The following is a 12,575-nucleotide window of genomic DNA, read 5'->3' on the forward strand; positions in this document are numbered from 1 at the left end:
TAGGGCCCGACAAGCGACGGAGCCGGGCCGTTCGGGGTCGGATTGGGCAAACGCGCGAACCCAGCCTATAATGGAAGGCTTTGCTGCATCATCCTCAGACACCTAAGGAATAAATCATGGCATCCGCCAAGCCCAAGAAAAAGAACCCGCGCCTCGCCTCCGGCCGTAAGCGCGTCCGCCAGGACACCAAACTCAACGCCGCGAACACCTCGCTGCGCTCCAAGTACCGTACCGCTGTCAAGAACGTCGAAAAGGCTGTTCTGGCTGGCGACAAGACCAAGGCAAGCGAACTGTTCGCGAAGGCCCAGAGCATCGTCGACACCGTCGCCGACAAGGGCATCTTCCACAAGAACAAGGCAGCCCGCGACAAGAGCCGCCTGTCGGCCAAGGTCAAGGCCCTCGCCCTCGCGCCTGAAAAGGCCGCAGCCGCCTGACACATGTCAGGCAAGCCCGGACCGGAATTCTCCGGTCCGCCGTTTGATCGGGGTGCGCTGCAGCAAAGTGTAAAAAACCGCCTTCGGGCGGTTTTTTCATGGGCGCTAGGTTTTGGGAGGCTCGACAGGAATGACGGGGGCGACCGCAATGACAGGCGCCACCGGGTCCGATCGCACCGTGGCTGCCACCGGCGTCTGCGCGGCCTTGGGCATGGCGGGCGCGGGTGGCGCGGGCGACACCTCGGAGACCTGCAGGTCGTTGTCCTTGGCGAAGTTCACGCAAAAGTCCCAGGCCATGGGCTCGGCGTCGCGCAGGTCGCGGTTCACGATCACGCACTTCACGCCGTTGATGGACGTGGGCACGCACCAGGGGGAATAGCTCAGGTAGCTGCCCGGAAAGGCGCCACCCGGGCGAAAAGAGCTCATCACGCCGGCCAGGCGCTCGGCCCAGTCGCTTGGGCGAAACGTACGTCCATCGCGGGTGATGCCCTGGATGAAGATTTCTTTGGCAGTGGGGGAAATCATCGTTGATTGAGGCGACCAGAACAGCTGCTGCGGTGCAGCAAGCGATTCTATCCGCGCCACTTTTTGCATCCTGAACATGGGGCATTGCTGTGATGCGCAATCCTCAACGAAGCCGTCAAAAGGCCCGCCTAGAATTCGTGTTCCCTTTCTGGAGATACCGAATGAGCGCCACTGCCCAGCCCACCTCGCCCCACGTCATGAACACCTACGGTCGCCTGCCGATCGCGCTGTCGCACGGCCAGGGCTGCCGAGTGTGGGACACCACGGGCAAGGCCTACATCGACGGCCTTGGCGGCATCGCCGTGAACACGCTGGGCCACAACCACCCCGAGCTGGTGCCCGCCCTGCAGGACCAGCTGACCAAGCTGATCCACAGCTCCAACTACTACCACGTGCCCGGCCAGGAACAGCTTGCCGCCAAGCTGACCGAAATTTCCGGCCTCACCAACGCCTTCTTCTGCTCCACCGGCCTGGAAGCCAACGAGGCCGCCCTGAAGCTGGCGCGCAAGTTCGGCCATGACAAGGGCATCGAGCGCCCCGAAATCGTGGTTTACGAAGCCGCCTTCCACGGCCGCAGCATCGCCACCCTGTCGGCCACCGGCAACCCCAAGGTGCAGGCCGGCTTCGGCCCGCTGGTCGAGGGTTTCATTCGCGTGCCGCTGAACGACATCGATGCACTGAAGAAGGCCACCGAGGGCAACCCCAACGTGGTCGCCGTGTTCTTCGAGACCATTCAGGGCGAAGGCGGCATCCACCCGATGCGCATCGACTACCTGAAGCAGGTGCGCGCACTGTGCGACGAGCGCGACTGGCTCATGATGGTCGACGAAGTGCAGTGCGGCATGGGCCGCACCGGCAAGTGGTTCGCGCACCAGTGGGCGGGCATCCTGCCCGACGTGATGCCGCTGGCCAAGGGCCTGGGCTCGGGCGTGCCGATTGGCGCGGTGGTGGCCGGCCCCAAGGCCGCCAACATCTTCGGCCCGGGCAACCACGGCACCACCTTCGGCGGCAACCCGCTGGCCATGCGCGCCGGTGTGGAAACCATCCGCATCATGGAAGAGCACAACCTGCTGGAGAACGCCGCCACCGTCGGCGCCCACCTGAAGGCCGCGCTGGAGCGCGAAATCGGCGGCCTGGCCGGCGTGAAGGAAATTCGCGGCCAGGGCCTGATGCTGGGCATCGAGCTCGACCGCCCGTGCGGCGTGATCCTGAACCGCGCCTGCGACGCCGGCCTGCTGCTGAGCGTGACGGCCGACAAGGTGATCCGCCTGGTGCCGCCGCTCATCCTGAGCATTGCAGAGGCCGACGAAATCGTGGCCATCCTTGCGCCCATCGTCAAAAACTTTCTGTCGGAGCCTGCCGCCCAATGACGACCGCCAGCCACACGACCACGACCACGGCCACGGCCACGGCCACGGCCGCCGCCATCCGCCACTACCTGCAGTTCTCCGACCTCACGGCCGACGAGTACACCTACCTCTTCGACCGCATGGCGGTCATCAAGAAGAAGTTCAAGACCTACGAAAAGCACCAGCCGCTGACCGACCGCACGCTGGCCATGATCTTCGAGAAGGCCAGCACCCGCACCCGCGTGAGCTTCGAGGCCGGCATGTACCAGCTGGGCGGCAGCGTGGTGCATCTGACCACCGGCGACAGCCAGCTCGGGCGCGCCGAGCCCATCGAGGACAGCGCCAAGGTCATCAGCCGCATGGTCGACATCGTGATGATCCGCACCTACGAGCAGACCAAGATCGACACCTTTGCCGCGCACTCGCGCGTGCCGGTCATCAACGGGCTGACCAACGAGTTCCACCCGTGCCAGATCCTGGCGGACATCTTCACGTACATCGAGCACCGCGGCTCCATCCAGGGCAAGACCGTGGCGTGGGTCGGCGACGGCAACAACATGGCCAACACCTGGCTGCAGGCCGCCGAGATCCTGGGCTTCACGGTGCATGTGAGCACGCCCAGCGGCTACGAGGTCGACCAGTCGATTGCCGGCATTCGCTCGGGCGACAGCTACAAGGTCTTCAAGGACCCGATGGAAGCCTGCCGCGGCGCCGACCTGGTCACCACCGACGTGTGGACCAGCATGGGCTACGAGGCCGAGAACGAGGCACGCCGCAAGGCCTTTGCCGACTGGTGCGTCGACGAAGACATGATGCGCGCGGCCCAGCCCGACGCCCTCTTCATGCACTGCCTGCCCGCGCACCGCGGCGAAGAAGTGCAGGCCGAGGTCATCGACGGGCCGCAGTCGGTGGTGTGGGACGAGGCCGAGAACCGGCTGCATGCGCAAAAGGCGCTGATGGAGTTCTTGCTGCTGGGCAAGCTCTGACCCGCTGACGCAGCAGCCAGGCAACACCGCATGAATGATTGCCAGCAATGCGGCGCCTGCTGCGCCAGCTACCGCGTCGACTTCAGCGTGCATGAGCTCGACGACAACGGCGGGCAGGTGCCGTCCGGCCTGGCGGTCGAGGTGAACGACGCCATCTGCCGCATGCGCGGCACCGACCACACGCCCATGCGCTGCGCCGCCCTCACCGGCAAGATCGGCCAGGCCGTGGGCTGCGGCATCTACGAATGGCGGCCCAACCCCTGCCACGAGCTGCAGGCCGGCAGCGACGCCTGCGAACGCGCGCGCGCCCGCCACGGGTTGCCCGCACTGTCTTCCCTGCACTGACGGGTTCACCTGACGGGTTCAACTCGTCACCTGCTGTGTTGGAAATAACCGACACCACGACCCCTCGGCCGGCGCTAACTTAGCGCCATGGCTTCTTCACACTCGCAACGCATCTGGGACATTTCGCCGCCCGTGCATGAAGGCACCCCGGTCTTTCCCGGCGACACGCCCTACCAGCAGCGCTGGGCCGCCACCATTTCGCCCGGCTGCCCGGTGAACGTCAGCGAGATCACGCTCTCGCCCCACGTCGGCGCGCATGCCGACGCACCGCTGCACTACGACCCCGACGGCCAGACCATCGGCAACGTCGACCTCACGCCCTTTCTGGGCCCCTGCCGCGTGATCCATGCGATCGACAAGGGCCCGCTGATCGAGTGGGAACACATTGCCCACGCCGTCGACAGCCGCCTGCCGCCGCGCGTACTGGTGCGCACCTACACCACCATGCCGGTCGGCCAATGGGACCCGCAGCTTGCGGCTTACGCCCCCGCCACCGTCGAGCGCCTTGCGGCGATGGGCGTGAAGCTCATCGGCATCGACACCGCCAGCATCGACCCGGCCGACAGCAAGACACTGGAAAGCCACCAACGCATCCGCCGCCTCGACCTGCGCGTGCTCGAGAACCTTGTGCTCGACGACGTGCCCGAAGGCGACTACGAACTCATTGCGCTGCCGCTGAAGCTGGTCAGCGCAGACGCATCCCCCGTGCGCGCCGTGTTGCGCGAACTCCCCCGCTGAAACCACCCCCGCCATGACGACCCTTGCAGACTGCCGCGCGCTCGACGCGCAAGACCCGCTGCGTGCCCTGCGCGCGCAATTCACCATCCCCGCCGACGTGCTCTACCTCGACGGCAACTCGCTCGGCGTGATGCCCACGGCGGCGCCCGCGCGCATCGCCGAAGTCGTCACCAAGGAATGGGGCCAAGGCCTCATCCGCTCGTGGAACACCGCGAGCTGGTTCGACCTGCCGCAGCGCCTGGGCGACAAGGTGGCCCGCGTGATCGGTGCCGCGCCCGGTGAAGTGGTGTGCACCGACAGCACCTCGGTCAACCTCTACAAGGTGCTGTTCGCGGCGCTGTCGCAGCAGAAGGCGACCGGGCGCAAGCTGGTGGTGAGCGAACGCAGCAACTTTCCGACCGACCTCTACATCGCCGAGTCTCTGTGCCGCGAGCGTGGCTTCACGCTCAAGCTGATCGACGCGAGCGAACTGCAAGGCCCCGATTCGGTGCTGACCAACGAGGTGGCCGTGCTGATGCTCACGCACGTCAACTACCGCACCGGCGCCATGCACGACATGAAGGCCGTCACCGCCGCCGCGCACGCCGTGGGCACGCTCACCGTGTGGGACTTGGCGCACAGCGCGGGCGCCGTGCCCGTGGCACTCAACGACAGCAACGCCGACTACGCCATCGGCTGCGGCTACAAGTACCTGAACGGCGGCCCCGGCGCACCGGCTTTCGCGTGGGTGCACACCAAACACGCGGGCCAGTTCGAGCAGCCGCTGTCGGGCTGGTGGGGCCACGCGGCGCCCTTCGAGTTCACGCCGCACTACCGCCCCGCGCCGGGCGTGGGCCGCTACCTGTGCGGCACGCAGCCCATCATTGCGCTGGCCGGGCTGGAATGCGGCCTCGACACCGTGCTTGCGGCCGAGCCCTTCAACGGCGACCAAGGCGCGATGGCCGCGTTGCGCACCAAATCGCTCGCGCTCACCGACATGTTCATCCAGCTGGTGGAAGAGCGCTGCGCCGGCCAGGGCCTGTCGCTGGTGACGCCGCGCGACCACGCCCAGCGCGGCTCGCAGGTGTGCCTTAGCCGAGAAGACGGCGCCTACGCCATCGTGCAGGCGTTGATTGCGCGCGGCGTCATCGGCGACTACCGCGCCGGCGATTCGCAGATGCCCGACATCCTGCGCTTCGGCTTCACGCCGCTGTACATCAGCTTCGAGGACGTGTGGAATTCGGTGGAGCATCTGGTGCAGGTGCTGGAGACGGCCGAATGGAAGCGCGAAGAGTTCAATCGCAAGAACGCTGTGACCTGAGCAACAGCGCAAGATGAAAAGCACACTGTTCGCGCTGTCCGCCGCACTGACGATGCTGTCGGCGCCTGCGCTCGCGCAGCAACCGAACTTCACGCTGCCGCAGCTGAAGGCCTTCGTCGCCCTCACGCCCGATGCCTTCCGCCAGGAGATCAAGCGCCAGGGGTTTTCGTATGCCGACAAGACCGAGACCGACCAGGTCAGCATGATCGAGTACGAGAAGTTCGTCGACGGCCAGACCACGCACCTCATGAAGTCCACCTACGTGGAAAACCGCGGCAGCGAGAACAGCGTGCAGCTCTCGCTGACCGACAAGGCCGCCTTCGAGCGGCTGGTGAAAGAGGCGCGAGACGCGGGCTTTGTGGCCGGCGAAAAGGGCCGCATTCCGGGCGGCGAAACCTACCAGCAGTTCAAGCGCAAGGACGAAGCCGTGCGCTTCGTCTATCCCAGGAAAGGGTCCGGCATGGGCCTTCCTTCCTATACCGCCGTTGTCTGGCGATGACCGGCACGCAAACACCATGAGCACCGACAACACACCCGAGCACATCGTCCACGAAGAAAAGGCGCAACTGGACTTCAGCAAGTCCATGAGCTACGGCGACTACCTGCACCTGGACAACATCCTCACCGCGCAGCACCCGCTCTCGCCCGCGCACGACGAGATGCTGTTCATCGTGCAGCACCAGACCAGCGAGCTCTGGATGAAGCTCATGCTGCACGAGCTGCGTGCCGCCATGCAATGCATCGCCGACGAAAAACTGGCCGACGCCTTCAAGATGCTCGCGCGCGTGAGCCGCATCATGGAGCAGCTCGTGAGCGCATGGACCGTGCTCTCGACCATGACGCCGCCCGAGTACACCGCCATGCGCCCGTACCTTGCCAACTCCAGCGGCTTTCAGAGTGCCCAGTACCGCTGCATCGAGTTTGCGCTGGGCAACAAGAACGCCGCCATGCTCAAGCCGCACGCGCACCGCCCCGACCTGCTGGCCCAGGTCGACGAGGCCTACCGCGCACCGTCGCTGTACGACGAGTCGCTGCGCCTGCTGGCGCGCCACGGCGTGCCCGTGCCAGCCGACCGGCTCGAGCGCGACTGGACACAGCCGTACGAGTCGAGCGAAGGCGTCGAAGCCGCGTGGCTCACGGTGTACCGCGAACCGCATGCGCACTGGGACCTGTACCAGCTCGGCGAAAAGCTCACCGACCTGGAAGACGCATTCCGCCTCTGGCGCTTTCGCCACGTGACCACCGTCGAACGCGTCATCGGCTTCAAGCGCGGCACCGGCGGCACGGGCGGCGTGAGCTACCTGCGCAAGATGCTGGACGTGGTGCTGTTCCCGGAGATCTGGAAGATTCGCACGGACCTCTAGTCCCTGCCCTGCAATCACGCAAACGCCCTCATGAAGCTGGGGTGGCACCAATTGCTCCGCTGACGCAAAGCGCTACAGTTTTGCAAACAACGGAGACCCCAGCCATGAACGACATCCGGTTCACACCCGACGAGCTCTCCACGCTGCGCGACCACGGCGTCGTGCTGTTCGCCGACCGCGTGATCTTCGACGCGCAGCCGCCCATGCCCGAGACGCAGATCGCCGCGGTGCAGGCCGTGTGCGCGGGCCCGATCCCCGACGCGTTGCTGACGCTGTGGCAAACCACGGCGGGCGGGCGGCTCGACTACGACCTGTCGCTGGAGATGAACGGCAACCTCGAAGACATCAGCTGGAGCGAGTTGTTCTGGAACGGCAGCGATGGCTATCACGACCTGCAGGGCTGGATTGCGCACGAACTCGAACTGGCCGAAGAAGCCGCGCAAGAGCAAGGCACGCCCTGGAACGGCAAGCTCACGCTCCTGCCCTTCGGCGGCTTCGAGTACACCGACCGTATCTACGCGGTGGTCGAGCCCGGTGCCGAGCAGGGGCAAGTCGTGGCGTGGAAGAAAGGCCTGCCGCCGGCCTGGACGCACGCACTGCACGAAGACAGCGTGAACACCATCGCCACCGAACTGCACGGCGCCTTTGCAGCCTTGCACCTCGACGAAGACCCACTGGCACCCACAAGCGACTACTTCTCGGGGCAGACGCTGCTCGAGTACCTCGACGACCGGCATGAGGCGCACGGGCTCGACATCGACCTGATGGACAAGCTGGTCACCTTCTACAGCCGCGCCGTGGTCGACTGGCGCACGCCGTTGGCCGAAGGCACGCTGCGCCACCATGCGTCATTGGCGCGCGTGGCCTTGCGTCATGCGATAGGCGCGGACGACGCCGAACTGATCGCCGCGCTGGCTGCGGCGGGCGTGGGGTTCGACGGCCCCTTGCAAGGCAGCGCGCTGGCCACCGATGTCGCGGTGGGGCATGGTGCCTTTGCAGCGGCTGCAGCGTTGGTGCGGGCGGGTGCACCGGTGGCGCCCGATGCGCTGCGCAACATCGACGGACAGATTTCACCCGAACTCACCAAGGCGCTGTTGGCCAACGGTGCGGAGCCCAACGTCGCGGCGATCGTGAAATGCGCGGCATGCGGCGCGCCGGCCAGCGCTCACCTGATCGCCGAGGCCTGCGCCAAGGCGGGCATCGACGTGCCGCCGGCTTTTGTGGCGGACCGCGATGCGATGCTGCTCGAACTGGAGTCCACGCTTGCCAAGATGCAGGGCGGCTCTTTCGGTCACTACCTTGGGCAGGAAGGGGTTGCGGAGCGGATCGAGCATTTGCAGGGGTTTCGTCTTTGAGCATGGGCGTTCAGGGGGACGTTCAGGGCGACGCTCACGCCGACGGGGTGCTCCCCTCCGCGAATGTCCCCCGGGGCTTCGCCCCTCCTCCTTTATTTCGCTGCGGGGAGCACCCCATCGGCGTGAGCGAGTTCAGAGCACTGGTCGATCAGCCGCACACCGACAGCGTGGTCGTTACTCAGAGTCGGGGTTGATCAGCGAGCACCCGGAGCGTGCCCAGGTGCACAGGGCGTCGGGTGCTCCCCGCAGCGAAATAAAGGAGGAGCGAAGCGGGGGACATTCGCGGAGGGGAGCACCCGGCGGCCTGTGCACACGCCCTGAACGAGAGCGCTGAACAAGCCCCAAAAAATCACCCCCCGTAAAGCCAAGGCTGGTCAAGCAACCGCCTACCAAGCAGGCGCATCGCCACATCGCGCCCCCACCGCACCGGCCCCGTCGCGTGGAAGATCTCGCCGTTGCGCCGCGCCCTCGCCTGAACCTGCGCATTGCGTGCCCATCGGGCCTCGGCGTAGCGCGCGAAGGCGGCGGGCACTGCGGATGCGTTACCGCCACCGAGTGCTTCCGCCAGCGCCACCGCATCCTCGATCGCCATGCCCGCACCCTGTGCCAGATAAGGAACCATCGGGTGCGCGGCATCGCCCACCAGCGCAACACGCTCGTGCGCCATGTCGGCCGCGCAGGTGATGGGCGCGCGGTCGCCGAGCGACCATGCACGCCAGTCGGGCATCGCGTCCAGCAAGGCCTGCAGACCGGCGCAACTGCGGCCCATGGCCTGCTTCAACGCCGCAATGCTGCTGCCCTGGTCCCAGTCGCGTGCATCACCGGCCGGGGCCGATTCGGCGATCACCACCACGTTGAGGCACTCGCCACGGCGCACCGGGTACGCCACCGCATGCAGACGAGGACCCAGCCACACATCGACCTGCTGCCGGCGCAACGCGGCAGGCAGGCTCGCCTGCGCCACCATGGCGCGCCACGCCGTATGACCTGTCACGCGCGGCGGCTCGGTGGCGGAAGGGGTGTCGAGTTGCCGGCGCACCAGGCTCCACAGACCATCGGCCCCGACGATGGCTTCGCCCTCCCACGCGCGCGCGTCGGTGCTCGACAGACAGACCAGGTCGTCGCTGGTCTCGACCTGGTGGATGCGCGCGGCGGTGACCAGCGTGCCGTTGCCGCGTGCCCGCACTGCCGCCAGCAGCAGCCCGTGCAGGTCGGCGCGGTGCACGCAGAAGTAAGGCGCGCCGTAGCGCTGCTGCATGGCGTCGGCCAGCGGCATGCGGGCCAGCTCGGCGCCGCTGTCGGCGCTGCGGACCACCAGCGCGTCGGGCCGCGCCGCAATGGCTGCGAGCTCCGTGCCAAGGTCGAGTTGCTGAAGACGCCGCGTGGCGTTGGGGCCCAGCTGCACGCCGGCGCCGATTTCGCCGAAGGCCTCGGCCTGCTCGAACACGTCGGCGCGGTGACCTTGACGGGAAAGCGCCAGCGCCGTGGCCAGCCCCCCGATGCCGCCGCCGGCGACCAGGATGTGCGCGGGCATCGGGCTCAGCGGCTGTGCGTGGACGACAGCGTGCTGGCGGTGGTGTGGTTGGGGGCCTGTTCGGCGTCCGCTTGCTTGAAAGTCGACTGGGGTGCATGCGGGGCCTTGGGGGCCTGGGGCCCCTTGGGCGCGCAGCTGCCGCAGCTGTCGCACGAGCCGCAGCCCGAGCTCTTGGCCAGCGAGGCGGCCAGCGCCTTGGCGCGTTCTTCGTCGACCCAGCCCGCGCGGTGCGTGCCGGCCGCCAGCTTTTGCGCGGCGCCGCGCCGCCAGCCCGCGGGCATCCAGCGCCAGACCGCGTAGAACGCGGCGGCCGCGACGATCAATCCGACGATCAGTTGCTGTGCCATTTCTTCTTCAAGCCTTTCACTGCGGGTTTTAACCCGCGCCGAGTGCCACCGCAACGCGGTAGGTGATGAAGCAGGCGGCATAAGCCAAGGCAAACAGGTAGCCCGCCATGATCCACACATACTTCCACGAGCCCGTTTCGCGCTTCACCGCGGCCAGCGTGGACACGCACTGCGGCGCAAACACATACCAGACCAGCAGCGACAGCGCCGTGGCCATCGACCAGCTGCTGGCAATCAGCGGCTCCAGCTGGCCGGCAACGTCGTCGCCCGTGGCCGACAGCGCATACACCGTGCCCAGCGCACCCACCGCCACCTCGCGAGCCGCCATGCCGGGCACCAGCGCGATAGAGATCTGCCAGTTGAAGCCAATGGGCGCAAAGATGTGCTCCAGCCCGCGGCCGATCATGCCGGCCAGGCTGTACTGAATGGCCGGCCCCGTTGCGCCCTCTGGCGGCGACGGAAAGGTCGACAGAAACCACAGCAGGATGGTCAGCGTAAGGATGATGGTGCCCACGCGCTGCAGAAAGATCCATGCGCGTTCGTAAAGGCCCAGCGCCAGGTTGCGCGGGCTGGGCCAGCGGTAGGCGGGCAACTCCATCAGCAGCGGCGAATGCGCGGTGTTGTCGCGAAAGCGCTTCATCACCCAGGCCACGGCCATGGCCGAGACGATGCCGAACACATACAGCGCGAACAGCACCACGCCCTGCAGGTTGAAGACGCCGCCCACGGTGCGCGCCGGAATGAAGGCCGCAATCAGCAGCGCATACACCGGCAGCCGCGCCGAACAGGTCATGAGCGGCGCAATCATGATGGTGGTGATGCGGTCGCGCCAGTTGCTGATGGTGCGCGTGGCCATCACGCCCGGAATGGCGCAGGCAAAGCTGGACAGCAGCGGAATGAACGAGCGGCCCGACAGCCCCACGGTGCCCATCACGCGGTCGAGCAGGAACGCGGCGCGCGGCAGGTAGCCGGAGTCTTCCAGCGCCAGGATGAACAGAAAAAGAATCAGGATCTGCGGCAGAAAGACGACCACGCCGCCCACGCCCGCGATCACGCCGTCCACCAGCAGGCTCTGCAGCATGCCTTCGGCCATGTGCGCCTTGATGAGGCCGCCCAGCGCCTCGGTGCCGGCCTTGATGGCGTCCATGGGCAGGTTGGCCCAGCTGAACACGGCCTGGAACATCAGGAACATGGTGACGGCAAGCACCACCATGCCCCACACGGGGTGCAGCACCACGCGGTCGATGCGGTCGCTGGTGGCCAGGCTGCCCACCGGCTCCTGCACCGCCAGCCCGAGAATGCGGCGCACCTCGCGCTGCGTGGCCAGCACGTCGTCGAGCTCGGGCGCCTGCCAGGGCAGCGGCGCGGCGGCGGCCACGGGCGCATCGAGCGCCTCCAGCAGGCCCTTGGCGCCACCGGTGTGCACGCCCACGGTTTCGATCACCGGCATGCCCAGCTCGCGCGACAGCACGGCGGTGTCGACCACGATGCCCTGCTTCTTGGCCATGTCGGTCATGTTCAGCGCCATCACCATCGGCAGGCCGAGCCGCTTGGCCTCCAGCACCAGCCGCAGGTTGAGCCGCAGGTTGGTGGCGTCGGTGACGCACACCAGCAGGTCGGGCAAGGCTTCCTTGCTCTGGCCGGTGACGATGTCGCGGGTCACGGCCTCGTCGGCGCTCAGCGCGTTCAGGCTGTAGGCGCCCGGCAGGTCGAGCACGAACACGCGGCGGCCCGACGCGGTGCGCAGCGTGCCTTCCTTGCGCTCGACGGTCACGCCGGCGTAGTTGGCCACCTTCTGGCGGCTGCCGGTCAGCAGGTTGAACAGCGCGGTCTTCCCGCAGTTGGGGTTGCCCAGCAAGGCGATGCGGCCCGGCTGCGCTGTGGCGGCCAGGCGGCCCGGCCCCTGGATGACGGCTTCAACCATGGTTGGCGGCTCCCGGCGTGACGTGGATCAGCGCGGCCTCGTGGCGGCGCAGCGCAAAGGTGGTGTGGCCCAGGCGCACGGCCAGCGGCTCGCGGCCCGGCAGGCCGCTGGCCACGATGCGCACCGCCTCCCCCGGCACAAAGCCGATCTCGGTCAGGCGCAGCACAAGCTCACGGTCGTCCGCGCTCTCGGGGCGCGCCACGTCGAGCACGGTGGCCCATTGGTTGTTCGGAAGCTGGTCGAGGCGCAGGGCGGCGGATGCCGGCGCTGCGCCAGAGTCGTTGGTTTGCACGGTGAGAGTGCGCCCTGAATATCGGGTGCGCCAGTAAGCAAAACCTGGATGCTAGCAATTCTCACTCGCGAAAGCCTGACCA

14 protein-coding genes are annotated in these 12,575 nt (G+C 67.1%); 9 read left to right on the plus strand and 5 right to left on the minus strand.

Annotated features, from left to right (window positions below; all coding sequences use genetic code 11):
• The first annotated feature begins 116 nt into the window (after nt 1–116).
• Complete coding sequence (rpsT, locus tag VLK31_RS01730; protein WP_409166639.1) at nt 117–434, plus strand: 30S ribosomal protein S20; 318 nt, start codon at nt 117–119, stop codon at nt 432–434.
• 105 nt (nt 435–539) lie between these two features.
• Here rpsT and VLK31_RS01735 read toward each other — a convergent pair whose 3' ends face one another.
• Nucleotides 540–959, minus strand: a complete 420-nt coding sequence (locus VLK31_RS01735) for a DUF3579 domain-containing protein (RefSeq protein WP_409166640.1) — start codon at nt 957–959, stop codon at nt 540–542.
• A 161-nt stretch (nt 960–1,120) separates the two neighbouring features.
• Between VLK31_RS01735 and VLK31_RS01740 the strand changes: the two genes are divergently transcribed.
• The 8 genes from VLK31_RS01740 to VLK31_RS01775 all read left to right on the plus strand — a co-directional run bounded on the left by VLK31_RS01740 (nt 1,121) and on the right by VLK31_RS01775 (nt 8,396).
• Nucleotides 1,121–2,329 (plus strand): aspartate aminotransferase family protein, encoded by a 1,209-nt coding sequence (locus VLK31_RS01740; RefSeq protein WP_409166641.1) that lies wholly within the window; start codon nt 1,121–1,123, stop codon nt 2,327–2,329.
• The gene (gene argF / locus VLK31_RS01745; protein ID WP_409166642.1) at nt 2,326–3,294 is read left to right on the plus strand and encodes an ornithine carbamoyltransferase; all 969 of its coding nucleotides are present in this window, start codon (nt 2,326–2,328) and stop codon (nt 3,292–3,294) included. Before VLK31_RS01740 ends, argF begins: the two co-directional genes overlap by 4 nt.
• 30 nt (nt 3,295–3,324) lie before the next feature.
• Nucleotides 3,325–3,639 carry a YkgJ family cysteine cluster protein gene (locus VLK31_RS01750; RefSeq protein WP_409166643.1) on the plus strand — a complete coding sequence of 105 codons (315 nt, stop codon included), beginning with the start codon at nt 3,325–3,327 and terminating at the stop codon, nt 3,637–3,639.
• An 87-nt stretch (nt 3,640–3,726) separates the two neighbouring features.
• Nucleotides 3,727–4,377: an arylformamidase gene (gene kynB, locus VLK31_RS01755; protein ID WP_409166644.1), complete on the plus strand. Its 651-nt coding sequence runs from the start codon at nt 3,727–3,729 to the stop codon at nt 4,375–4,377.
• Between the two features lie 13 nt (nt 4,378–4,390).
• Nucleotides 4,391–5,677, plus strand: a complete 1,287-nt coding sequence (gene kynU, locus VLK31_RS01760; protein ID WP_409166645.1) for a kynureninase — start codon at nt 4,391–4,393, stop codon at nt 5,675–5,677.
• A 13-nt stretch (nt 5,678–5,690) separates the two neighbouring features.
• Entirely contained in the window at nt 5,691–6,176 is a 486-nt protein-coding gene (locus VLK31_RS01765; RefSeq protein ID WP_409166646.1) for a hypothetical protein, read from the plus strand.
• A 16-nt stretch (nt 6,177–6,192) separates the two neighbouring features.
• Nucleotides 6,193–7,041 carry a tryptophan 2,3-dioxygenase gene (gene kynA / locus VLK31_RS01770; protein ID WP_409166647.1) on the plus strand — a complete coding sequence of 283 codons (849 nt, stop codon included), beginning with the start codon at nt 6,193–6,195 and terminating at the stop codon, nt 7,039–7,041.
• Between the two features lie 104 nt (nt 7,042–7,145).
• On the plus strand, nt 7,146–8,396 hold the full coding sequence (locus VLK31_RS01775; RefSeq protein WP_409166648.1) for an SMI1/KNR4 family protein: 1,251 nt from the start codon (nt 7,146–7,148) through the stop codon (nt 8,394–8,396).
• A 349-nt stretch (nt 8,397–8,745) separates the two neighbouring features.
• On the opposite strand, the gene VLK31_RS01780 is transcribed toward VLK31_RS01775, so the two are convergent.
• From VLK31_RS01780 to VLK31_RS01795, 4 genes are read right to left on the minus strand one after another with little or no spacing between them, the layout of a single operon-like run.
• Entirely contained in the window at nt 8,746–9,930 is a 1,185-nt protein-coding gene (locus VLK31_RS01780) for an FAD-dependent monooxygenase (protein ID WP_409166649.1), read from the minus strand.
• Between the two features lie 5 nt (nt 9,931–9,935).
• The gene (locus tag VLK31_RS01785) at nt 9,936–10,277 is read right to left on the minus strand and encodes a DUF6587 family protein (RefSeq protein WP_409166650.1); all 342 of its coding nucleotides are present in this window, start codon (nt 10,275–10,277) and stop codon (nt 9,936–9,938) included.
• Nucleotides 10,278–10,305: 28 nt separating this feature from the next.
• Complete coding sequence (locus VLK31_RS01790) at nt 10,306–12,201, minus strand: ferrous iron transporter B (protein ID WP_409166651.1); 1,896 nt, start codon at nt 12,199–12,201, stop codon at nt 10,306–10,308.
• Nucleotides 12,194–12,493 (minus strand): ferrous iron transport protein A, encoded by a 300-nt coding sequence (locus VLK31_RS01795; RefSeq protein WP_409166652.1) that lies wholly within the window; start codon nt 12,491–12,493, stop codon nt 12,194–12,196. Before VLK31_RS01795 ends, VLK31_RS01790 begins: the two co-directional genes overlap by 8 nt.
• Between the last annotated feature and the right edge of the window lie 82 nt (nt 12,494–12,575).

This window comes from Variovorax sp. H27-G14, from assembly GCF_046156345.1.
Lineage (GTDB): Bacteria > Pseudomonadota > Gammaproteobacteria > Burkholderiales > Burkholderiaceae_C > Variovorax.